This is a genomic window from Methylomonas rivi, assembly GCF_024505165.1.
GTDB classification, from domain to species: Bacteria; Pseudomonadota; Gammaproteobacteria; order Methylococcales; family Methylomonadaceae; genus Methylomonas; species Methylomonas rivi.
Genome location: NZ_JANIBK010000054.1, coordinates 1 through 22,907, shown reverse-complemented (window position 1 = coordinate 22,907; position 22,907 = coordinate 1). Strand labels below are relative to the sequence as shown.

Sequence of the window (22,907 nt, the reverse complement as noted above, 5' to 3'; positions counted from 1 at the left end):
CGGCCGATGACCCAATTATTGGCCCCGGTAATTTTAGGTTTTCTCCAGTCCGGTGGGCACGCTTTTTGTGTCCACGCGGATCAAAGCGAATTTTACGCTACACCGTTCAACGCCGCAGCGATAAGATTCCGGTTTCTCGAATACTTGGAAGTTTCATGTCCTTTCGGCCGATGCATCGTATCCGCTCGGCAATAATCTTGCTATGCGGTTGGCAATGGCTCTTGCTGTGGCTTTGTGCTGATCCCGCGATTCAACCGGTCAGGCTTTGCGCCGTGCGGTAAACCCAAGCCCCGCCAGTCCGCCGGCGAACAGGTACAACGCCGCCGGTATCGGGACCGGGGCGGCCTGGGGTGTCATGCGCCAAGCCAGCGAGTAATCCCAGGAAAAGTTGCCGGTTTCGGCGGATTTGACCAGTAATTCATAGCTGTGGCCCATGGCCAGGTTTAGCCACAGGTTTTCGGTATTATCCAGCGTGCTGGCGGAGAAGGCCGCCGTGGTTTGAGTGGTGACATCGAACAATTCCAAATCGAGATTGTACAAGGTGGTAGTGAGATTACTATTATCGGATACGCCCAGATTCCAGACTAACGAAGCGGTAAAATTCAGATCTTCCGCGGCATCGAATAGATAGGTGGCGACATTGTTGCTGCCTTGGCGGCCGCCAAAGGCGGCATCGTAGTCGAATCCGTGGGCGCCGATTGCGCCGCTGCCGCCGTCCTCCAGACTGTCCTGTTCGCCGCCGGCGACGATTTGGTAACTATGCAGAATATTCAGTTGGCCGGCGCCGAAGCGGTCGTCCAAGCCGTTGGCGGAGGTATGTCCGGCACTCCGGTAATCCGTGATATTGGCGGACGTGGAACTGTTGTCGGTCACCCTGTCCGCGCCCGCCATCAAGGCGGCTTTGATAGTTTCCGAGCGTTCGGCATTATAGACTGTACCCGCGCCGGCGATGTCGACCGAGCCGTTGGAGAGGCTGGCCGCGGCATTGTGCGCGGTTTCAATCAGTAAGGCCGCCGCCGCGGAGACGAGGGGCGTAGCGGCGCTGGTGGTGGTTTCGGGGGCCACCAGATCCGGGCGGGTCCTGCCGGCGTTATATACCGAATCGACCGCATCCGAACCCCGGTCTTGCTTGCCGTCCGTTCTGCCCACCGCAATGACGTTGTAGGCGCTGCCGAGCAAGGCGCTGTTGCTGTTGCTGCTGCCGTTGGCCATGCCGACGATTTGGATAAACTCGTTGCGCTGTACTTGCCGGTCGACCAAGCGCAGGATATTGCCTGTATCCGTGGGGGTGTTGCCGTTGCCGATCCAGCTATGGTTGGCTATCCTGCTGCCGTTTACAGGCTGTGCAACGGTACCGTTTGGGTTGTAGAGGCTGCCGATCCAGTCGTTTACTTCGTAGCTGGTGATGGTGTCGATGCCGAAAGCCATGGCGTTGCTGCCGTAGAAACGGGCTCCCACGCCGGTCGCATGGCTGGAAGGGGATGTGCTGGCCGTGCCGGGGAAAAGCAAGGTATCGTCCGCAAATTGGGCGTTACCGGTGTCCGGCGCGTAAACCGGAAAATTGCCGTTCGTATTGGGTACGGACGAGGCTTCTGCCTGGGTTACGCTTACGCCGGCGCCGGTAGGGATGTCGGCGCCCAGTAAATTCCGCAAGTCGGTGTAGCCGACATCGCTTTTGTAATCCGCCAGCACGATGGGTGCCCAATACAAGGCCGGAATCACATACAGCCACTGTTTTTTGGTGTTTTTCATCGTTATTTCCCTATGTTGTTTATAAATGCCATTTTGCAAGCGGGTGTCGGCTTGACTGATGCTTTTGCAGAAGCATAGTTAAATTTTTCGAATCCGGGTAGGGAAGTTCGGCTAAATCCGGCTTTTCGAATGGCTGCTTGGGCTGGTCCGAGCCAAATTGCGGGTTACGGGCTATCCGGTACAGGGCTTTGGTTGAGCGGATTGATGTTAATGACCGCTTTTTTCTGCCATCTCACCAATTCTAGGTTGCCGTCGTGGTGCTCGACTATCGCCGTGCAGCTTTCCACGAAGTCGCCGGTGTTGACGTACATAAAGCCCTCGATGTCCTTGATCTCGGCGTGGTGTATGTGGCCGCAAATCACGCCGTCCACTCCTTCGTTTTTAAGGGTCTTGACTATGGTTTCTTCATAGTCCGACATGAATTTCACCACGTTTTTGACTTTGAATTTGACAAAGGCGGCCAGGGAAAAATGCGACTGTACTCCCAGCATGCGCCGGAACAGGCGTAAAAGCCGGTTGGTTTCAATCAGCCAGTCGTAGCCGACGCTACCCAGTTTGGCCATCCAACGGTGGTGCTGGGCAATGGTGTCGTACTCGTCGCCGTGCACCACCAAAAAGCGCTTGCCTTGGGCGGTGGTGTGAATGTCGGATTTTTTTACGACAATGTCGCCGAACACGTATTCGTCGTAATCCCGCACGTTTTCATCGTGATTGCCGGGGACATAAATGATTTGCGTGCCGTGGCGGGCTTTGCGGAGGATTTTCTGAATAATGACGTTATGGTCGCGCGGCCAGTACATTTTTTTGGACAGGGCCCAAAAATCGATAATGTCGCCTACCAGATACAGCTTTTCACTGTCGTTATGCTTTAGAAAATCCAGCAAGGTATCGGCCTGGCATTGGGTGGAGCCGATATGCAGATCGGAAATCCAGATGGTGCGATAGGGAGAAGTATTCGTCATGTCTATCGTTACGGTGGCTACGGTTTCGGAACAGGGTTTTCAGGCGGATGCTAATTAAGCCTGAATCGGCTCGGCATGGCTGTATCCGCGAATATCGATGCTATCGAGCATGAAAATCAGATACCCGGCAATTTTGCGGCAATGCTCCGAACAGCGCTCCAGGGCTTTCAGAATGTATAGCGCATCCAGCGCCTGATCGAGCAGCTCCGGATTTTGCAGCACTAAAGCCAACTGTTGTTTGATACCCTCTTGCACCTGTGATTCGCAGTCTAAACCATAGTGCATTAATTTGTAGGCTTGATTGGAGTCGCGGCTTTCCAATACGGCCGTCATTTTGTTCAGCATGATTTTTATCAGGCCGCCTATCTTGAAAATGTCCGTCAGCAGTTCCGGCTTTTCGGTGTGGTCTTGCAGGGTCAGGGCCGGGATCCTAATGGCGAAGTCGGTGATTTCGTTGCCGGTTTTTTCCAGGGCATCCGCTATTTTGGAAATGCGCAGCACCGTGCGCAAATCGTTGGCAAGAGAGCCGTGACGGCCCAGCACGCCTCTGACTTCGGTTTCGATTCTGGCGTGGCATGCATTGATCTTAACGTCGCGTTCGATAACGTTCAGAGCCAATGCCATGTCGGCATAATCCAGCGCGTGTAAAGTCTGTTCCAGTTGATTAATCAATCGCTCGGTCATTTCCAGCAAAAGACCATGCAAACAGCCTAATTCGCCGTCAAAATAATGCAGCCGAGGTTGCTGGGTACTGTTGCCGGTATGTATTGCCATGAGATCTCTGTGTCATTGGGAGACAAAATCAGGAGTGCCTGCAATTGTAGGCAGGCCGCATTACAAAAATGTGACATTTGCAAAAGCTTGAATTTCGCTAATGTAAAGTGAAAAAGATCGGGTATCAGGAGAAATCCGATAAGCCGGTGAGTTCCTTCAATACTTGTCCCGATTTGGTATGCAAGTGGTTAAAGGCTTTATGTAAAACTTCCCAGCCTTCAAAGGAAATAATCTCCCAACGGCGGGTATTTCGGTCCCATTCGGTGTCTAATAAAGTGCCCAATTTGACCAAGTGCGCAAATGTGTCATCGGAGGGGGCGGCGATGTAAGCTTGGGCGGCCGCCAGTTGCTCTGGGGAGATCAGGCGGGCGGCGGGTTTGTCGTTGCCGGCGTGCTGGTTGGTGTACATCACATAGCCGGGGTCGATGCCGACTCTTTTCAGGTTGTCGCAATAGCCTTCGAAATTTTCAATTGGAAACGGTGGAATTGAGGACATGGTTTTTCCCGTTGACGAATTGGATTTTGGTCTCAAGCGCTGCCGGTACGGATTGCCTTACCCTGGCTGATTAAGGCTCAACTAAAGGGTAAGGCGGCCTATGGCGGTTAAAGCAGCCGCCTATTTTTTTAGCAAGTCCCTGATTTCGGTCAGCAGCAGTTCCTCATTGGAAGGCGCGGGCGGGGCTTCCGGCGCTGCTTCGGCTTTTTTCTTGAAGGACATCAATATTTTGATCATCAAGAATACCGCGCCCGCCACAATGGTAAAGTCGATTACGGTTTGAATAAATTTGCCGTAGCTGACCACCACGGCCGGTATGACGGTGCCTTCCGCCGTTTTGGACGCTTCCTGTATGGTGACCGCCAAATCGGAAAAGTCGACGCCGCCCAGTAATACCCCTATGGGCGGCATAATCACATCGGCAACCAGCGATGAGACGATTTTACCGAATGCGCCGCCGATGATGACGCCGACGGCCATGTCGACGACATTGCCTCTCATGGCAAATTCTTTAAATTCTTGCAGTATTCCCATTACACGTTCCTCTTGGTTTTATTATTAAACGATGCGTGATTGATCTGTTTACGAAGCAAGCACATACAAAAAGATAAAGCGGTAATCTTAACGCGAGATTAGCCGGCGCATAGGTCGGACTCATCTGGATGAGGTAGTGCGGACTTGCTCGAAATACCCCACTTTTTTATACCACAGCCCGACATTTACTACAGCATAATAAATGTTAGGTTTTTGGGGGGGTAAGGCGACGTGTGATTCTACGGGATACGAGTCGGAGCGCTTCGCCTAGGCTAGGCGAAGCGCTGTTTTGCGGCTTATTTACTGAACGTGAGGCCGTCCGCGGCCTTGTCGACTTTTATAACATCGCCCGGCACGAAATGGCCGGACAGAATTTCGTTGGCCAGCGGATTTTCCAATTGCCGTTGGATGGCGCGCTTCAAGGGCCGCGCGCCATAGACGGGATCGAAACCGGCTTCGCCGAGTAAATCCAGCGCCGATTCGCTGACGTCCAGTCCCATGTCTTTTTCCTGCAAGCGGCGCAGCAACAGTTCGATCTGGATTTTGCAGATGGCGCGAATCTGGCCTTGGCCAAGCGGATGGAACACCACCGCTTCGTCTACGCGGTTGATGAATTCCGGCCGGAAATGCTGGCCGACGATTTCCATCACCGCCTCTTTCATGGTGTTGTAGTTCTCTTCTCCCGCTAACTCCTGAATCACGCTGGAACCCAGGTTGGACGTCATTACCACCACCGTATTTCTAAAATCCACGGTACGGCCCTGGCCGTCGGTCAGGCGGCCGTCGTCCAGTACTTGCAGCAACACGTTGAACACATCGGCATGGGCTTTTTCGATTTCGTCCAGCAGAATCACCGAATAGGGTTTGCGGCGCACGGCTTCGGTCAGATAACCGCCTTCCTCGTATCCGACGTAGCCGGGAGGCGCGCCTATCAATCGCGCTACTGAGTGTTTCTCCATGAATTCGGACATATCGATGCGCACCATGGCCTCTTCGGTGTCGAACATGAATTCGGCCAAGGCTTTGCAAAGCTCGGTTTTACCAACCCCGGTCGGGCCGAGAAACAGGAACGAGCCGTTCGGACGATTCGGGTCGGACAAGCCGGCGCGGGAGCGGCGAATGGCATTGCTGACGGCTTTTAGGGCTTCGGTTTGGCCGATCACCCGTTTGCCCAACTCTTCTTCCATGCGCAGCAATTTATCCCGCTCGCCTTCCATCATTTTCGACACCGGAATGCCGGTCCATTTGGATACCACCTCGGCGATTTCCTCTTCGGTGACTTTGCTGCGCAACAGCGTGGTGTCCTGCATTTCCGCCTGGGAAGCCAGGTCCAGCTCTTTTTCCAGTTTGGGAATTTCGCCGTACTGCAGCTCGGACATGCGGGTATAGTCCTGGCTGCGACGGGCGGCTTCCAGTTCCAGCCGCGCGTGCTCCAGCCGCTCCTTGATGGTGGCGGTGCCTTGCAAGGCGGCTTTTTCAGCTTTCCAGATTTCGTCCAGATCGGAGTATTCTTTTTCCAGTTCGGCGATGTCTTCCTGCAGGATTTCCAGGCGCTTTTTCGAAGCGGCATCGGACTCGTTTTTCATCGCTTCGCGCTCGATTTTCAGCTGGATCAAACGCCTGTCCAGTTTATCCATGGCTTCCGGCTTGGAATCCATTTCCATGCGGATGCGGCTGGCGGCTTCGTCGATCAGGTCGATGGCCTTGTCCGGCAACTGGCGGTCGGAAATGTAACGGTGCGAGAGCATTGCGGCGGCGACGATGGCCGGGTCGGTAATATCGACGCTGTGATGGATTTCGTAACGCTCCTTCAGGCCGCGCAGGATGGCGATGGTGTCCTCGACATTGGGTTCATCCACCAATACTTTCTGGAAGCGGCGCTCCAATGCGGCATCTTTTTCGATGTATTTGCGGTATTCGTCCAAGGTGGTGGCGCCGACGCAATGCAGTTCGCCGCGCGCCAGGGCGGGTTTTAACATGTTGCCGGCATCCATGGCGCCTTCGGCCTTGCCGGCGCCTACCATGGTATGCAATTCGTCGATGAACAGGATCACCTGGCCTTCCAGTTTGGCGATGTCGTTCAGCACCGCTTTCAAGCGTTCCTCGAATTCGCCGCGGAATTTGGCGCCGGCAATCAAGGCGGCCATATCCAGCGACAGCAATTGCTTACCCTTGATCCCTTCCGGCACTTCGCCGTTAATGATGCGTTGCGCCAGGCCTTCGACAATGGCGGTTTTACCCACTCCGGGTTCGCCGATCAATACCGGGTTGTTTTTGGTGCGGCGCTGCAAGACCTGGATAGTGCGGCGGATTTCGTCGTCGCGGCCGATAACGGGATCCAGTTTGCCTTGTTCGGCGCGTTCGGTCAGGTTGATGGTGTATTTTTTCAAGGCCTGGCGCTGGTCTTCCGCGCCGGCGTCGTTGACGGTCTGACCGCCGCGCATATTTTCAATGGCTTGTTCGACCGCGGATGCCGTGACCCCGGCGCGTTTTAAAATAGTTTGCAGGGTGCCGCTGGTTTCCAGGGCAGCCAACAGGAACAGTTCGCTGGAAATGAAGGCATCCTTGCGTTTTTGGGCCAATTTATCGGTCAGGTTCAGCATCCGCGACAATTCGTTGGAAAGTTGCACATCGCCGCCGGAACCGGACACGCTGGCCAGTCTGTCGATTTCCTTGCTCAAGTCATTATGTAAGGCGTTTACTTGAATACCAACCTGTTGCAACAGCGGTTTGATGCTGCCGCCTTCCTGATCCAGTAAGGACAGCATCACGTGCAGCGGTTCGATGAATTGGTGGTCTTTGCCCAAGGCCAAGCTTTGTGCGTCGCCGAGCGCCTGCTGGAATTTACTGGTTAGTTTGTCCATTCGCATGGTAAGTACCTCTAAAAATTAGTCTTGTCCCGGAAATGCGGGGTTATGCAACCTTTTTCAAGGTGCGGTATTCGGCTTTAGGCAAATATTCCGGCTGGCTTATGGAGGATAGGGTTGCGCTTGTTAAGATTGGTAGCCTTGGTAAATAAATCACAGTACAATTGTCCGGCTCAGTTAAAGATGTTGAGTTGCGCCTTGGCCATTTGGAAAAAGGTTTTCAATATTGTTTTTCTGCGTCACTATCAGTTTAAATTTGTAGGAGTTTTATAATGGCAACAGGCACAGTCAAGTGGTTTAACAATACCAAAGGCTTCGGATTCATCGAACCATCCGAGGGTAAGGAAGATGTTTTTGTTCACCACTCGGTGATTTTGGGCGAGGGTTTTAAAACCTTGTCACCCGGGCAATCCGTCGAGTTTGAAATCGAATCCGGCCCAAAAGGTTTAACTGCTGCCAATGTTCAACCCAGATAATCACTAAAGGCTCCGCGGAAAAAAGGCCCTTATCCGATAAGGGCCTTTTTTTTGCCCGAATTAATGGCTAACTTATTCAACGGGCGCGCTATAATCGAATTCCATCTCAAAACTACCCATCCTTGCAGCCATGGCACGCGACTTTTCATCATTAAAAAATCTGGATATTCCCGTTAAGGTATTGTTTACAGGCTATCTGAGCACGGTCGCGGTGGGGTACCTGGTGGCCTTGATCCAAATTCTGTTCACTCACGGCATGGCGGACGGTAAGTTCGGCCTGTCGATGGACGATATCGTTTACAGCTATTACGGCAATCGCTCCGGCACGGTGCTCGAGACAAAATTGAATGGCTCGATGAAAGACAATGCCTCCGAGGAGGAGCGTTTCGTAATCATGCAATGGGTGCGAGACGGCGCCGAGGAAGAGGAATATGCCGAATCCGGCGTGGAGAAAATCATCCAAGAGCGTTGCGTCATGTGTCACAACAAGGAATCCTCCTTGCCCGATTTTAACGACTTCAAGACCCTGAAAGCGTTGACCGCGCAGGACGAAGGCGCGACTTTCGGTTCCTTGACCCGGGTTTCGCATATTCACTTATTCGGTATCAGCTTTATTTTCATGTTTGTCGGCCTGATCTTCAGCTTTGCCGAAACCAGTACCGTCAAATACAAATCCATCGCCATCGGCATGCCGTATTTGTTTTTGTTGGTGGATATTTTGTCCTGGTGGTTGACCAAGCTGCACCCGATGTTCGCGATATTGGTCATCTTGGCCGGTGCCGGCATGGCGGTTTCGTTTGCATTTATGTGGACGGTTTCGGTGTTGGAAATGTGGTTGTTCGACAAGGTGTTTCTGGATGCCAACGGCCAGCCGCGTCCGCAATGGAGCACGATTGTCGAAGCCAGGCTGCAGCAGATCGGTTGCGATCATGCTTTGACCTTGGGCAATCGCCTGGGGTGCCTGGCTAAATCGACAGCGAAGAAGCTTTGGGAACAATGGTTAAACCAGGGTTTGCCATGGGTCAGGCGCTGGTGGCAAAAGCGGCTGGAAAAGAAAGACTAGTCTCAATGTGACGGGGCCTGCAAATCGGTAAACATTATTCAAACCATGGCTATTCTTGCCGATAGCCATGGTATTAAGATGCTAGCTGAAACATGGGAGGTATAAGATGAACATCAATCCATTAGCCAGCGCCACAAACCTGATCACCAATGCTCAGCAAAAGGCCGATAATGCCGCGCAAACCATTGCCCGGCTGCCGGTGCAAAATCAAGAAGTCGGCAGTACCGAACCGTTCCAGGCGACGGATTTATTTGCACCTGTCTTGAGTTTAAAGGAAGCGGAACTGGAAACATCCGCCGCGACTAAAATCATTCAAGCCCAGGACAAAATGTTAGGCAGTTTGCTCGATATTAAAGCCTAAGCACTGACGCCGACATCGAAACCCATGGCTTCGATGTCGGCCGCCAGGGCATTCATTTCCGCCACATCGGCCTTAACCAGCCGTGCCGCCTCGGGCTGAAACGACTGTCGGGCAATGGTATACAGCATGATTTTTTCAATCTTGATTTGTTGCTCCTGGATAAGCCGGAGCAGCTGTAAATAGGCCTGCTTTTCGGCTTGTGTCCAGGTTTTTTCGTCAAAATGCAGCACGCAGGTTTGCAGCTTGGTCGGGCATAGCCGGCTGGCCGTTTGCAAATTCTCCAACAGCTTTTGCCGGCTTTGTACTGAGTTATTAATTAGTCTGCGGCCTTGTTCGGTGGCACTATCCAGTTTGAACCAGACTTCGCCGCCGAAACGGGCCAACTGCTTTAAGCCGGCTTGTGTCGATGCCTGATGCATTAAGCTGCCGTTGGTGATTAAGACAAAATGGCTGCTTGGAAATACGCCTGTTTCAACGGCAATCTCGCCGATTAATTCTACTGCCTGTTCGAAATTTTCCAGGCTGGTCGGTTCGCCGTTGCCGGAGATGGCAATGTCTTTAATGACGCGTTGTTCGGGCGCCAGATTAAATTGTTCGAAAAAATCGCCCCGTTGAACGTCATTCAAAAAAAAGCGTAATTCATCTTCCAGCAAGGCCAAATCCATCGGCGGCGGCGCGCCGCGCCGCAAATTCGGCACCTGGCAATAAATGCACCGCCAGTTGCAAGCGTTATTGGGGTTGAAATTAACCCCAATAGACAAGCCGCCGGCCCGGCGGGATATGACCGGATAGATATATTTCAGCCCGGCAATGTCGCGGTCGTGGTTGGTGGTGGTAAGAGTCACGGTACCTTAGATACGGACCAAAACCTCACCCCGTCCAGTCTCCGCCATATCGCCGCCGTAGCGTTGTACCCGGTTGAATGCCGCATTGCTTTCGGCAAAACGCGAATTCAAACATTTGAACGAAGCGAACAGCATCGGCAAAAAGGCCAGGGTATGCGAACCGCAATCGTTGAAGGTGGCGGACAGCTGCGGTTGGTTCCATAGCAGCAAGGTGCCGCGGCGCATCGCATAGCCGAGATAACGGCCGGTGTTGCCCATTACAGCGATGGTGCCGGCCACCATGCGCGAACCGCAATAATCGCCGGCATTGCCTTCGATCAAAATTTGGCCGCGGCGCATGTGGTCGCCGGCGCGTTGGCCGGCGTTGCCTTTCACCAGCACAGTGCCGCCTTTCATGCCTTGCTTGTTGCCGGGCAGGGCACCGCCGAGAAAATCGCCGGCATTGCCGTCGATTTGCAGCAGGCCGTTTTTCATTTCGCAAGCCGCGTATAAACCCGCGTCGCCGCTGACGCTGATGTTGCCGGCTTTCATCTGCATACCCAGGTAAGCGCCGGCATCGCCCTGTACGCTGATGCTGCCGCCGTCGAGTTCCTTGCCGATAAAGTCCAGTTTATTAGTTGCATTGGCGATGATGATTTCCTGGGTGTTCATGCCGGTGATATAAAACAGTTCATCGACGCGGCGCCGGTTTTTGCCGTTTTGCAGTTCGATGGCGGCAATGGCGTCGACATCCATACCTTGCAACTTTTGGCAAACCAGCGGCGACATATCGACGCGCTGAGCTGGTGGCTGTTTCAGGGTAAAGGTTAAGGCGCTCATGCCATGATCTCCTGTAAATGAAAGTGGAACGGTCCCAGTTTGCCGCCGTAATTACCGGCGCTGATGCGTTTAATGCCATTGGCCGCGCCCAGGTCGCAGACAGCCTGGATGCCGACCCGCATGGCTTTGTCGATGTCTTCCTTGGTCAAACCGTCGATGACGATTTCCATCACCGATTCGATTTCCGGCGACAGGTCGGTTTTGGTCATGCCTTTCAAGGTCGGGCAGAAGGCATCGTTGGTCGAGGCGCCTAACGAAGCGTATTTCGATCCGACTTTCGAGCCGGATCGCACCACGCCGCCGGGGAAGGGCATGATCACATTCGGAATCTTGCGCATTTCTTCTATCGCCGCTTCACAGGCCGCCAGGGCTTGCGGTTGCGATTCGGCCAGCACTAGAAAGTTGCCGCCGCCGACCGCTTCTACCATGCCGGTAGTCGCTTCAGTTAAAAACTCGCCGTCCATCACCGGCACCCGCCAGTAACGTTTGCCGCCGATTTTCTTGGCGATTTGGAAGCCGTCGCCGAAGTAACGCAGATTTTTACCCAGCGGAATCGGCTTGCCGCCTTCGATGCCGGCGAACAGTGCGGAAGTTGGCGAGGTCAAGACGCATTGGCCGGCACGGGTTTCCAATTGCTTGGCCAGCCCCTTTGCACCCATGGCATAAATCATGATAGCCACGCCGGGGCGGCCGTCAGGGGTCTCATCGGGCGACAATACCCGCTCTATACCGGCCTCGCAACCGCAGGCAATTACCGAGGTGGCGAAGCCGGTCATGGCTTGGGCGGAAATCATCGCCCATTTCTCGTTCTGGGCTGTGATGATGGCTCGCGTCGCCTTCATCGGGAAGGCTTCGGCAAAGGTTTTATCGATGGTTACGCCGTTAATAATCATGGTTGGTACTCATGGTTCAATGCTTTATTCATTGTGATGACTCACCTAAGCTGCTTTTGATTGAATGTATTTTAGCCGTAAGCCGTCGGCACAAAAATCAATATCTTGTTCCGGCCAAATAATCGAGCGGCCTTGACCGCCAATTTGTACTTGATCAAATACTGCGGGATCTTTTAATTGGGTCATAATGCCCATTTCCATTAGGTGTCCGAAATCGGCAATGATAGTGATATTATCGTCGTACGTTATGCTGATGCTGTAATTTTCTGAATTCGGCTTTATGGTTTTAATATAAAACATGTTTTCACTCCAGTGGCTCAATCGCGACAGGCGGTTGCAAGTTTTTACAAAGCTCCCAATCCAGTAATAATTCTTCCTGATGTAAAGCTGTCCATTCTAAAACCATTGATTTCACGCGTTTTGGTGCATCACCTTGGATAATTTTGATCGGGTTAATGGCAATTGCCAATTCAAACTCACCATATTCGGCATGAAAATGCGGTGGCGCATGATCATCAAAAAACATTTTAATCAGGATGCCGTAAAACATGGAAATTGTAGGCATGGGGTTACTCTAATTTTTGGCTTTAGTTTTTAGGAAGTTTTCAAGTCAGTAAACGCCAGCACTTTTCAATTCTCTGGCGGATTACCTGTCGGTGAATCCGCCTTACGGGTTGACGGTTTGATGAATTTGTTCCGCTAAACTCATGTTACACCTCACATCGAAAACTGGTTGTCGTTTGTAGGGCGGATGCCGTTAGGCGATCCGCCGGTGTCAGTAGAAATCATTCGGCGGAACCGCTGATGCGTTCCGCCTTACGGGCTTGCCTATCGGCTAATCCTCCTTATGAGTATCGATTCATTCGTCCGATTACGCTCCGCTAATCGGACCTACGCAGGCTAACTGTTTTTTGTCAGTAGCTTAAATATCAAATAAATGGGGGCAAATATAATCGTTATTCCAATAAGCCAAAATGAAAAGCCAGCCGCTATAGCTGGAGCAACTGGGACCCATATCCAACTTAAATTGCTGACATATTCTGATTTTTTAAGTTTTAAAAAAACTAGTACAGCGAAGTACGCAAAGTACAGCTCTTCAAAATACGGTATCGATCCACCCGCATATCCACCATCATCCTCAAGGTACCCACTGTATGAGCCTGGGGCAGCATTGCAGATCAATGGAGTTAAAACAACCGCTACTAAAAGCACTATCTTAATCATTTGATTATCCTAGCTGTCTTGTATTGTACGCACTGTGTGCCAATTGGCCGCGACGATAGCCAATGCCCAAAGGTACGCGATGCGTACCCTACGATGTTTTGAACGTGAACCTCCGCTAATGTTGCCATGCCGAAATGCGCTGCAACATGTCCTCGTTACTTATGGTGCGTTGTTGTCGGGAGTCTTCCAAGCCGCGATTGACCATGCGTTGGAAAGCCAGTTCGCGCATGATTTCATCGTAAGTAGCATCCATCGGCTGGCTATTGATGACTTCGACCATTTGTTCTTTTGCTGTTGTCGGCATTGGCTACCCCGCTAGTTTCTAATGCTGGGTTTTGCAACCCAGCCTACATTTGTTAAGCCACGCCCCGCAATGGATGCGCCGTCAAACTGCCGCGTCCGTCTTCGGTTATTTCGTCGTCGCTGATTTTAAAGTTGCCGAGCCAGCGTAGCTCCGATTAGCGGTAGCGTAATCGGAGGAATGTTGGGCGTCTTACGTACGATTACGCTATCGCTAATCGTACCTACAATTTTGCCCAAATTTCTATGCTGCACCTCGCAACGGATGCGCTGTCAAACTGCCCCTGCCATCCTCGCTAATCTCATCATCACTGATTTTAAAGTTGCCCAGTTTCATGGTCAGGTATTTGTCGAAATAAGGTTTCAAGTCTTTCTCGATGGACAAGTCGTAGTCGGGCTTGACGATATGGGTGGTGCCCCAGGTGACTTTGACTACTTGCCCGTCTTGCACCACCAGTTCGCCATCCTTGAACACATAATCCGGTTTGGTGAACATGGCTTGCCTATCCGCGTTTTCGGTGTAGACGGTGATGTCTGCAAAATTGCCGGCGCTCAAAGCGCCGCGGTCTTTCAAGCCGATGATGCGGGCCGCGCCGGCGCGGGTCATGATGGCGATTTCGTTGAACGTATATTCGCGGTCAATGGATGCCAGGGTGGTCATTTTCTGAGCTTCCGGATGGATGGTCGCCAGCATGTCGTTGCGGAAGCTGCGGTCCATCAACAGGCGGATCAAATGCGGATAGCTGGTGAACGGCGCACCGTTGGGGTGGTCGGTGGTCAGGAAAATCCGCCACGGGTCTTCGACCAGCAGGAAGATTTCCAGACCGATGGCCCATTGCAGGGCATTGACGAAGTTCTGGTCGCGGTATTTGAATGGCACTACGCCGCAGCCGGCGTCGCATTCGATATCCATGCACACCCATTTGTTGGGGCTGGCGAAGCGGTGGTTGGCGTGTTGGCGCATGTTGTCGCCGGAGGCGGTGACGGTCTGGCCGAACAAGATTTGCCCGACGTCGGCAGTGATGTTCTTGTTGTTGTTGATCGCTTCGGCGATTTGCGCGGCGCCGGAGGAAAATTTGAAATCGCCCTCGGTGCCGTAGCTGTGGAACTGGATGTGGGTCAAATGCATGGGCAAGCCTTCCACGCCTTGAATGGTGTTCAAGGTAGTGTCGACGTTGCCGGGTACACCCAGGTTACAGCCGTGTACATGCAGCGGGTGGGTGATGCCCAATTCCTTGACCGCGCGGGCCAGGGTTTGCAGAATCTGCCGTGGCGTGACGTCGTAGTGGCTGTTCTTCTCGTCCAGGTCCAGTTTACGCTGGTTGAATTTAAAGGCGTTGATGCCGCCGGCGTTTACCACCTTGATGCCTATGCCTTTGGCGGCATTCAAGGTCCAGGCCACGTAATCGTTGATGGCTTTCTGATCTTTGTTGGCGGTCAGCATGCGCAGCAAAAAGTCGTCGCTGCCCAGCATCACATAGCCGCCCTTGTCGACGATGGGCGTATCGCCCATTTCCATGTGCGCCTGACGGGCGTTGATCGGCAGCACCGCCGGTTCGAAGCAGGCGGTATAGCCCATTTCCGCGTAACGGTAGCCGGCGACATAGGTGCTGGGCATGGCGTGGCCGTTGCCGGAGCGGGTGATTTGGGTGCGGGGCACCGGATCCATGCGATGGTCTTCCGGCAGCAAGGTGCGGGCGATGTTGCCCTTGCCGCCGCCGATATGGGTGTGCATGTCGATGGCGCCGGACATCACTACCTTGCCGCGCAGATCATATTCCTTGTCGACCGGTCTGCCGTCCGTCGGCGCCTCGACGATACGGCCGTCTTGAATGAAAATATCCTGTTGCAGGCCGTCGATGCCGCTGGCCGGATCGTAAACGGTGCCGCCTGTGAGTTTTATCAGCATGTCGGTTATCCTAAAGGGCTTGTTCGATGGCGTGCAGCACCTCGGCGGTGCTGGGCAGGCCGGAATCTCTGAGTTTTTTCAGGCGTATCGCCACCACGTTGTCCAGTCGGTAAGCGTGGCCGGGATGATCGATGCCGGGGGTACCGACCGGAATGAATACGTCCGGTTCCTTATCGAAGCTCATGCCGGAGCGGCCGATAACGATAGTCGGCAGGTCGGTTTTTGGCGGCTTGCTATTGATATTGAAGGCCTGTACCCACACCAGCGCGTCTGCTTCGCCGTTAGTCAGCATGGCTAGACTGTCGAATAAAAACGGGTCGTATTCCGGATAACCCTTGGCGAAGTTAACCCGGGCCGGGTAGCCGGTGGTCCAGCCGCAAACCTGGTTGGCGGTTTGGTCGCCTTCGCGGCCGCCCAGCGGGAAACCGGAACAGCGGCTGCCTTGCAGATTGATGTCCTTGACGATGTTGCAGATGGCTTGCACGGTGAGTTCCGCGTGGTCGTAAGCCAGCGCGGCGGCGCCCCAGCACACCACGCCGTATTGGGCGGCCTTTAATTTGTCGGCAATCGCTTGCAGATCGCTAACCGCAATGCCGCCGACCGATTGGGCATGCAAGGGTTGCTTTCGAATCAGTGCCGACAGCACCGCAACCACGTCCGGTAAATCAGCATCGGAGCAGGGGAAAACGCTGGCTGCTTTGCCGGTGGGAGAGGTGGATGCGTTGCCGGACGGAGCCTTGCCCAGAAAAATGACTTCGCGGTTGCCGGTATTATCGAGAAACATCGCGTCGTTGTTCCACAAGTAGCGCTCGAAAAAGCGCGGCGCAAAACCTTCTGGATCGCAACCAATCACCAGCAATACATCGCAACGGTTTTTCAGTTCGGCCAGCGTGGTGTTCATCCAGCCGGAATCCTGCATTGCCAGCAGGTTGCGGCGGGCGGCCGTGAAGTTGATATTGTCCACCACCGCGCCGCTTTTGTCGGCCAGGGCCAGCAGGGCGCGCATGCCGTTGACATCGGTGGCGCAGCCGCCGATCAGAGGTTGTTGGGTGTTCCGCAGCAATTCGGCCGCTTTATCGACGGCGGCCGCCAAGCTGACAGCTTGACCGTTAATTTGGGGGGCTGTATCGGTAATGGGTTGCTCGAAGGCCGGGCTGTTGACGGCGCAGCCGTTTGCGGTCACTTTGAGCGACACGCCGTCGATATGGATAGCCAAATCGTCGGTGCCTATGCCGCAAAAAGGGCTGGGCACCTCGGTGATTTCAGTCATGTTGCTGTCCTCAGTCATGTTTGATGTATTTGAAACGGGGATCGTCGGGCGTGCCTTCGAAAACGCCGGCGGAGTCGGCCGCGGCGTCCCACAGCACTACTTCCTCGATTTTTTTGGCCAGCGCGAAATCCTTTTCCGTCACGCCCTTGGCGGCATGGGTGACCAATTTGACGATCACAAAGGCGTAGGAAACGGTTAAATCGGGGTGGTGCCAGGCTTTTTCGGCCAAATGGCCGACCGCGTTGACCACCATCAAGGTGGCTTTCCAGCCGCTGGTTTTGATTTTGCGGCGAATCCAGCCGTTTTCGTAATACCAATGCGGCAGCTCCGCCTTTAGTCTGCCGATGATCGCATCTTCGGACATGGCTGTTTGCTGATCGTTTGTCATCGCCGTTCCCCCGCCAATAAATGATGCCGCATTCTATCGCAATGGTTTGCCGGTGTCTTTAACGCCTTAAGCTTTTTACTAGCGGTGGCGGCGGAGGGTTAAGCGCCGACATCGCCGTCTAGGCTTTATTTAACCACCCGCAATTGCGGCCTTTGCGGCGGCGGGTTGTCGGGTTCGGGCGGGGTGGGATTGTCGCCGCCGGCGTCTTCTTCCGGGTCGAACACCATGCCGCGGCCGTTTTCCTTGGCGTAAATAGCCAAAATGGCTTGGGTGGGCGCGTTGATGCGCATGGGCTTGCCGGAAAAGCGGGCGTTGAATTGGATTTCGTCATTGTCCAGCACCAAGCCCTGGATAGCCGACGGGCGGATATTCAGTACGATGCGGCCGTTTTCGACAAACTCGGTGGGCAGGTTGACGCCCGGATATTCCGCGTTTACCAGCAGATGCGGCGTCAGGTTGTTGTCGGTGATCCATTCGTAGATGGAGCGGATCAAATAGGGTTTAAGCGGCGTCATTTGGTTAGCGGCATCAAGTCTTTTTCTTCGCGGGTCAGGCTATCCTGAAACGCTTTGCGGGAGAACAGGCGGTTGGCGTAAGCGGTGATGCCCCGGCCGAGGCTGGCGATGTCGATGCCGATGCTGGGCAGCCGCCACAGGAAAGGCGCCATGGCGCAGTCTATCAAGGAATACTCTTCGCTCATGAAGTAGGGGTTGGCCTCGAATACCGGCGCGGCGGCCATCAGGCTTTCCTTGAGTTGTTTTTTGGCTTTTGCGGCTTTTTTGTCGCCGTGAATTTGCACTTCCTCCAGCAAGGGATACCAGTCCTGGTCGATGCGTTTGATCAGCATGCGCGCATTGGCGCGCGAGACGGGGTCCATTTGGTGCAGGGCCGGGTGCGGAAAACGCTCGTCCAAATATTCCATGATAATGCGGGCATCGTACAACACCAGATCCCGCTCCACAAAGGTGGGCGAATTGCCGTTCGGGTTCATTTCAAGCAGGTCTTCGGGCGGTTCGTTCGGATCGAAAAATTCGATATCAGCTGGGACGCCTTTTTCGTGCACAACGAGGCGGGCACAGTGACTCATAATGCAGTTCGCGGTTGAGAACAGAATCATTGCGGATTTTCGGCTGGTAATGTTTGCCACGAAGGGTAACCTCTTTAATAAACAGGGTTCAAAACGGGGCGGATTGTACCATGGTTAATCATGGATTTGGGGGGAGGCCGCAAGAGCCGAAGGCAGCGGGAATGAAGCGGGGCGGCCGGGGCCGCCCCGTTGGATAATGCTTAGTGAACGTCCTTCCAGTATTCCTTTTTCAGCAAGTAAGCCAGCACGATAAACATCAGGATAAAGAACAGCACGTATTTGCCCATTTGCTGTCTTTCCAGTTGTACCGGCTCGCCGACATAGACCAGGAAGTTAACCAAGTCGTTGACCATGCGGTCGAACTCTTTGGCCGATAATTGGCCGGGTTCCACCAGTTTCAGCTCGGCGATGACTTCCTGGCCGTCAACGGTCTTGACCACGGCTTCCTGAGTGCCTTGCTGCTGCCAAAATACGTTGGGCATGGCCACATCCTTGAAGACGGCATTGTTGACGCCGGTGGGCTTGCCGGGTTCGCTATAAAAGCCTTTCAGATAGCTGTACAGCCAGTCGGCCCCGCGCGAACGGGCAATCAGCGACAGGTCCGGCGGGGTGGTGCCGAACCATTTTTCCGCGTCATGACCGTTCATGGCCGAATGCATCTGGTCGTAAATGCCGGCGCCCAAGGGAGCGACATTTTTCAGAATCTCGGCTTCGTCCAGCTTCAGATCCATCGCTATGCGTTTGTAGCGGATGTGCTTGGCCGAATGGCAACCCAGGCAATAAGTCACATAATGATGGGCACCGCGTTCCAGCGAAGCGCTGTCCGACAAGTCGATGTCGGCCGATTCCAGTTTGACGCCGCTGCTGGCGGATACGCTTAAAGGCAGCAAAAATAAAAGAGTGTAGAGTATCTTTTTCATGGCTTAATCCAGGCTCTTTTTCAGGTTTTTGGCAAAGCGAATCAATACGGCTTGGATGCCCGCATAATTCGGCCTTCTTTTTACGATGGTTGCGCCCATCGGGCCCGGCGCCGTTTCGACGGCCACGATTTCATCGACTAACGCTTTAAGTTCAGGAATCCGTTCTTCCAGCGTGGGGTGCTCGGTCAAGCGCTCGGACACCGGCTTGGTTTTTTCCCAGCGGGTATACAGCGGCATCAGCAGGAAAAAGCCGAAATAAACCGCGGTTAAAACGCGTGCCACGGTGGTTGCGCCGGGCGTGGCCGGTTGGGTGCCCAGATAGCCCAAACCGATAAAGGCGATTACGAACAGCAACACGGCTTTTTTGAAAATGCCGCCGCGGTAGCGGATGGATTTTACCGGGCTGCGGTCCAGCCAAGGCAGCATGAACAACACCACGATGGCGCCGCCCATGGCGATAACGCCGGCAAACTTATCGGGCACCGCGCGCAGGATGGCGTAAAACGGCGTGAAGTACCAGACCGGGGCGATATGTTCCGGGGTTTTCAACGGATCGGCCGGAATGAAGTTGGCGTGTTCTAAAAAGAAGCCGCCCAGTTCCGGCATGTAAAAAATCACCACGGCGAAGAAGAACATGAACACGCCGACGCCGACCAAGTCCTTGACGGTGTAATAAGGATGAAACGGAATGCCGTCTATCGGATGGCCTTTCCAGTTCAGGTTTTTTTTGATTTCGATGCCGTCCGGGTTATTGGAGCCGACTTCGTGCAAGGCGACGATGTGCAGGAACACCAAAATCAATAACACCAACGGTACCGCAATGACGTGGAAGGCGAAGAAGCGGTTCAAAGTGGCGTCGGACACCACGTAGTCGCCGCGTATCCACAACGACAGCTCGTCGCCGACCACCGGAATAGCGCTGAACAGCGAAATAATCACTTGCGCGCCCCAGTAGGACATTTGCCCCCAAGGCAGCAAGTAGCCCATGAAGGCTTCCGCCATCAGGCAGACGAAAATCAGCATGCCGAAAATCCAGATCAATTCGCGCGGCTGCTTGAAGGAGCCGTACATCAGGCCGCGGAACATGTGCAGATAAACCACGATGAAGAATGCCGAAGCGCCGGTGGAATGCATGTAGCGCACCAACCAGCCCCAGTTGACGTCGCGCATGATGTACTCGACCGAATCGAAGGCCAGCTTGGCGTCGGGTTTGTAATTCATGGTCAGCAAAATGCCGGTGATGAACTGGTTCACCAGTACGAACAGGGCCAGGGAGCCGAAAAAGTACCAAATGTTAAAATTTTTAGGCGCGTAGTAATGCGCCATGTGTTCGTTCCACAAATCCGAGATCGGGAAGCGCTCCAGCAGCCAGGAGCTGCATTTGTTCATTCTGTCTTTCATGCTGTGGTTGCCTCTGTGTCTTCGCCAACGATGATCAAGGTGTCCTTAACGTAACGGTAGGGAGGGACCTCGAGATTGGTAGGTGCGGGAACGCCGCGGTACACGCGGCCGGCCAGATCGAACCAGGAGCCGTGGCAGGGGCAGAAGAAGCCGCCTTTCCAGTCCGGGCCCAAGTCGCTGGGGGCGATTTCCGGGCGGAAGGTGGGAGAGCAACCCAAATGGGTGCATAGGCCGACGGCAACGAAAATTTCCGGTTTGATGGAACGCAAGGCGTTTTTGCTGTATTCGGGCTGGACAGACTCGTTGGACATCGGGTCGGCCAGCTTGCTGTCCAGGGTGGACAACGTGGAAATTACTTCGGGGGTGCGATTGAGCACCCAGACCGGTTTGCCGCGCCAGGCGACCCGGATCAATTGGCCGGGCTCCATCTTGCCGAGGTCGACTTCAACGGGAGCGCCGGCGGCCATGGCTTTGGCGCTGGGCTGCATTTGGGAAAGAAAGGGCACGGCCAGGTAACCCGCCCCGACGGCTCCAACCACCGACAAGGCCGAGGTTAGGAACTGGCGCTTGGATGTATCGACGCCTTCAAGGTTCATATGTAACACTCCTGATGAGAGATGATGCGTGTGATACACATCGATTATTATAATTTTTCCCGCAAATATACCTTACTGTTCCAGGTTTATGAAAGCGTTATTGCGGGCGAGGCTAGGCTATTCAACCTATGCAGCGCTTTACGGATTCTGCAAGGCGTTTCGCAGTGCCGCCAGGAAGGCCCGGTTTTCTTCCTGCTTGCCGATCGTGACCCGCAAGCAGTTATGCAATACCCCTCCCTGGGGGGAGAGGTTTTTGATCAGAACGCCTTGGTTTTTCAGCGAGATAAATACCTCGTCGGCCGCGTGGGCAAGGGTTCTGAGCAGAATGAAATTCGCCGCGCTGGGGTAGCTTTCGATGCCTGCCATGTCTTGCAATGCCGCCAGAATTTCGCCGCGTTGTTGGCAAATGTTGCGGGTTTGCGCCAACAGAAAGTGCTGATGCGTCAGGGCGAAATGAGCGGTGATTTGCGTCAGGCAGTTGATGTTGTAAGGCAGGCGGACTTTATGCAGCTGTTCGAGGATGGCGTTATCGCCGGCCAGAAAGCCCAGCCTTAAACCCGCCAGCCCCAACTTGGAGACGGTGCGCATCACCAGCAAATTTGGATAATTCGGTAATTCCCCGAGAAAACTGGCGTCGGCAAACGGCGCATAGGCTTCGTCCACCACCACCAAGCCGGGGGCAACCGCCAGTATTTCCCTAATGGCTCCCGCATCGAACAGGTTGCCGGTGGGGTTGTTGGGGTAAGCCAGGAAGATCAGGCTGGGTTGAGACGATTCAATGGCCGCCAGCATGGCCGGCAAATCCAGCTCGAAACCGTCGGCCAGCAAGGGCACGCCTTGATAGCGCAAGCCCAGGCTCAAGGCGATTTGCTTGTACATTACAAAACCGGGTTCCGGCGCCATCACCGTGGCGTTGCCGGGCAAGGCCATTTGCAGAATCTGGATGATTTCGTCCGAACCGTTACCCAGCAGCAGGCCGGATTCGGCCGGGATATTGTTGCTCGCGCGCAAGGCCTCGGATAAGGCCTTGGCCTCGGGATCCGGATAACGGTTCATGGGGCAATCTTTTAAGTGTTCCAGCCAGGCCTGTTGAATGTCCGCCGGCCAGCCGTAGGGATTTTCCATGGCGTCGAGTTTAATCAAATTGTGGGCGTCGGCGACATGATAAGCCGACATCGCCAAAATTTCAGGACGGAATAAAGCTGTAAGGTTTAGGTTCGGCATATTGGCAAATCGGCGGAATTGGAATAAGCGGCGTTGTGCTTCGCCTCATGGAGCCGAGGCGGCCGCGGGACAAAATTCGGCGGATTTTAACAAAGCGGAGGACGAAAGCGTAACCTTGTAAACCAGCCATCTTGCGTCCACGTTGACGCGAACCACTCGCGGCGCTGCGAATGTCGGTGCGGGAATTTTAACACTGCCGCATAAAGCAGGCAAAGGCCGGGCTTCGTGGGGGGCTTTAAAGTTGCCGGAAACGCTTTGGTTGGCTTATTCCGGCCTACTTCGCTTGAAATAGCGGTCGGTCTCTTGCTTGACCACCTTCGACAGCATTAACAGCGCGATTAAATTGGGCAGTGCCATCATGCCGTTCATCAGATCGGAAAAGTTCCAGACGAATTCCAGTTCCATCATCGCGCCGACCATCACCGTGGCGATAAAGGCAATCCGGTAGATGCGGATGGCGCGCGGGCCGAACAAATACTCGATGGCCTTTTCGCCGTAGTAATTCCAGCCGATCAGGGTGGAATAGGCGAATACGGCGGTAGCCAGGGCCACCAATATTTCCCCGCTGTTCCCCAAGGTTTCGGCAAAGCTGGCGCTGGTCAACTGGCCGGCGGCGACACCGAGCGTCCAGGCATCGGCGGTCAGAATCACCAGCGCGGTCATCGTGCAGACCAGCAGCGTGTCGATGAAGGTCTGGGTCATGCTGACTAGCGCCTGCTTGACCGGGTCGTGGGTGCGGGCCGCGG

The 22,907-nt window shown here is 54.2% G+C and carries 26 protein-coding genes; 3 read left to right on the top strand and 23 right to left on the bottom strand.

The window, feature by feature from the left end; all coding sequences use genetic code 11:
• Window positions 1–258: 258 nt before the first annotated feature.
• From NP596_RS11530 to clpB, 6 genes are all read right to left on the bottom strand, one after another.
• Entirely contained in the window at window positions 259–1,752 is a 1,494-nt protein-coding gene (locus NP596_RS11530; RefSeq protein ID WP_256615507.1) for a hypothetical protein, read from the bottom strand.
• A 164-nt stretch (window positions 1,753–1,916) separates the two neighbouring features.
• Window positions 1,917–2,714 (bottom strand): UDP-2,3-diacylglucosamine diphosphatase, encoded by a 798-nt coding sequence (locus NP596_RS11525; RefSeq protein WP_256615506.1) that lies wholly within the window; start codon window positions 2,712–2,714, stop codon window positions 1,917–1,919.
• 54 nt (window positions 2,715–2,768) lie between these two features.
• Window positions 2,769–3,488: a phosphate signaling complex PhoU family protein gene (locus tag NP596_RS11520; RefSeq protein WP_256615505.1), complete on the bottom strand. Its 720-nt coding sequence runs from the start codon at window positions 3,486–3,488 to the stop codon at window positions 2,769–2,771.
• A gap of 124 nt (window positions 3,489–3,612) precedes the next feature.
• Entirely contained in the window at window positions 3,613–3,984 is a 372-nt protein-coding gene (locus NP596_RS11515) for a hypothetical protein (RefSeq protein WP_256615504.1), read from the bottom strand.
• A gap of 120 nt (window positions 3,985–4,104) precedes the next feature.
• A complete protein-coding gene (gene mscL / locus NP596_RS11510) occupies window positions 4,105–4,518 on the bottom strand; it encodes a large-conductance mechanosensitive channel protein MscL (RefSeq protein WP_256615503.1) in 414 nt (137 codons plus the stop codon).
• A 296-nt stretch (window positions 4,519–4,814) separates the two neighbouring features.
• Window positions 4,815–7,388: an ATP-dependent chaperone ClpB gene (clpB, locus tag NP596_RS11505; RefSeq protein WP_256615502.1), complete on the bottom strand. Its 2,574-nt coding sequence runs from the start codon at window positions 7,386–7,388 to the stop codon at window positions 4,815–4,817.
• A gap of 269 nt (window positions 7,389–7,657) precedes the next feature.
• Here clpB and NP596_RS11500 point away from each other — a divergent pair, with 269 nt between their 5' ends.
• The 3 genes from NP596_RS11500 to NP596_RS11490 all read left to right on the top strand — a co-directional run bounded on the left by NP596_RS11500 (window position 7,658) and on the right by NP596_RS11490 (window position 9,285).
• Entirely contained in the window at window positions 7,658–7,861 is a 204-nt protein-coding gene (locus NP596_RS11500) for a cold-shock protein (RefSeq protein ID WP_256615501.1), read from the top strand.
• Between the two features lie 130 nt (window positions 7,862–7,991).
• On the top strand, window positions 7,992–8,924 hold the full coding sequence (locus tag NP596_RS11495) for an Aq_1264-related membrane protein (RefSeq protein WP_256615500.1): 933 nt from the start codon (window positions 7,992–7,994) through the stop codon (window positions 8,922–8,924).
• Between the two features lie 106 nt (window positions 8,925–9,030).
• A complete protein-coding gene (locus NP596_RS11490) occupies window positions 9,031–9,285 on the top strand; it encodes a hypothetical protein (RefSeq protein ID WP_256615499.1) in 255 nt (84 codons plus the stop codon).
• Here the strand turns inward: NP596_RS11490 and NP596_RS11485 are convergent.
• The 17 genes from NP596_RS11485 to NP596_RS11405 all read right to left on the bottom strand — a co-directional run.
• On the bottom strand, window positions 9,282–10,130 hold the full coding sequence (locus tag NP596_RS11485; RefSeq protein ID WP_256615498.1) for a radical SAM protein: 849 nt from the start codon (window positions 10,128–10,130) through the stop codon (window positions 9,282–9,284). The genes NP596_RS11490 and NP596_RS11485 overlap by 4 nt on opposite strands.
• Window positions 10,131–10,136: 6 nt before the next feature.
• On the bottom strand, window positions 10,137–10,949 hold the full coding sequence (locus tag NP596_RS11480; protein ID WP_256615497.1) for a formylmethanofuran dehydrogenase subunit C: 813 nt from the start codon (window positions 10,947–10,949) through the stop codon (window positions 10,137–10,139).
• Complete coding sequence (gene fhcD / locus NP596_RS11475) at window positions 10,946–11,842, bottom strand: formylmethanofuran--tetrahydromethanopterin N-formyltransferase (protein ID WP_256615495.1); 897 nt, start codon at window positions 11,840–11,842, stop codon at window positions 10,946–10,948. The genes NP596_RS11480 and fhcD overlap by 4 nt, the downstream gene beginning before the upstream one ends.
• A 45-nt stretch (window positions 11,843–11,887) precedes the next feature.
• A complete protein-coding gene (locus NP596_RS11470) occupies window positions 11,888–12,142 on the bottom strand; it encodes a DUF2442 domain-containing protein (RefSeq protein ID WP_256615494.1) in 255 nt (84 codons plus the stop codon).
• Window positions 12,143–12,146: 4 nt separating this feature from the next.
• A complete protein-coding gene (locus NP596_RS11465) occupies window positions 12,147–12,407 on the bottom strand; it encodes a DUF4160 domain-containing protein (RefSeq protein WP_256615493.1) in 261 nt (86 codons plus the stop codon).
• A gap of 335 nt (window positions 12,408–12,742) precedes the next feature.
• Window positions 12,743–13,066 carry a hypothetical protein gene (locus NP596_RS11460; RefSeq protein ID WP_256615492.1) on the bottom strand — a complete coding sequence of 108 codons (324 nt, stop codon included), beginning with the start codon at window positions 13,064–13,066 and terminating at the stop codon, window positions 12,743–12,745.
• A gap of 115 nt (window positions 13,067–13,181) precedes the next feature.
• Window positions 13,182–13,370: a hypothetical protein gene (locus NP596_RS11455; protein ID WP_256615491.1), complete on the bottom strand. Its 189-nt coding sequence runs from the start codon at window positions 13,368–13,370 to the stop codon at window positions 13,182–13,184.
• 240 nt (window positions 13,371–13,610) lie between these two features.
• Window positions 13,611–15,275, bottom strand: a complete 1,665-nt coding sequence (locus NP596_RS11450; protein WP_256615490.1) for a formylmethanofuran dehydrogenase subunit A — start codon at window positions 15,273–15,275, stop codon at window positions 13,611–13,613.
• Between the two features lie 10 nt (window positions 15,276–15,285).
• Window positions 15,286–16,545: a formylmethanofuran dehydrogenase subunit B gene (locus tag NP596_RS11445; protein WP_256615487.1), complete on the bottom strand. Its 1,260-nt coding sequence runs from the start codon at window positions 16,543–16,545 to the stop codon at window positions 15,286–15,288.
• A gap of 10 nt (window positions 16,546–16,555) precedes the next feature.
• The gene (locus NP596_RS11440; protein WP_256615486.1) at window positions 16,556–16,933 is read right to left on the bottom strand and encodes a 4a-hydroxytetrahydrobiopterin dehydratase; all 378 of its coding nucleotides are present in this window, start codon (window positions 16,931–16,933) and stop codon (window positions 16,556–16,558) included.
• A gap of 125 nt (window positions 16,934–17,058) precedes the next feature.
• Complete coding sequence (locus NP596_RS11435) at window positions 17,059–17,448, bottom strand: ClpXP protease specificity-enhancing factor (protein ID WP_256615485.1); 390 nt, start codon at window positions 17,446–17,448, stop codon at window positions 17,059–17,061.
• Complete coding sequence (locus tag NP596_RS11430) at window positions 17,445–18,050, bottom strand: glutathione S-transferase N-terminal domain-containing protein (protein ID WP_256615508.1); 606 nt, start codon at window positions 18,048–18,050, stop codon at window positions 17,445–17,447. Before NP596_RS11430 ends, NP596_RS11435 begins: the two co-directional genes overlap by 4 nt.
• 170 nt (window positions 18,051–18,220) lie before the next feature.
• Window positions 18,221–18,940: a cytochrome c1 gene (locus tag NP596_RS11425; protein WP_256615484.1), complete on the bottom strand. Its 720-nt coding sequence runs from the start codon at window positions 18,938–18,940 to the stop codon at window positions 18,221–18,223.
• 3 nt (window positions 18,941–18,943) lie between these two features.
• Window positions 18,944–20,341 carry a cytochrome b gene (locus NP596_RS11420; RefSeq protein WP_256615483.1) on the bottom strand — a complete coding sequence of 466 codons (1,398 nt, stop codon included), beginning with the start codon at window positions 20,339–20,341 and terminating at the stop codon, window positions 18,944–18,946.
• Window positions 20,338–20,937 carry a ubiquinol-cytochrome c reductase iron-sulfur subunit gene (gene petA / locus NP596_RS11415; protein ID WP_256615482.1) on the bottom strand — a complete coding sequence of 200 codons (600 nt, stop codon included), beginning with the start codon at window positions 20,935–20,937 and terminating at the stop codon, window positions 20,338–20,340. The genes NP596_RS11420 and petA overlap by 4 nt, the downstream gene beginning before the upstream one ends.
• Before the next feature lie 138 nt (window positions 20,938–21,075).
• Window positions 21,076–22,161, bottom strand: coding sequence for a histidinol-phosphate transaminase (gene hisC / locus NP596_RS11410; protein ID WP_256615481.1), 1,086 nt, complete (start codon window positions 22,159–22,161; stop codon window positions 21,076–21,078).
• A gap of 264 nt (window positions 22,162–22,425) precedes the next feature.
• A partial coding sequence (locus NP596_RS11405; protein ID WP_256615480.1) for an alanine:cation symporter family protein occupies window positions 22,426–22,907 on the bottom strand: 482 nt, incomplete at its 5' end.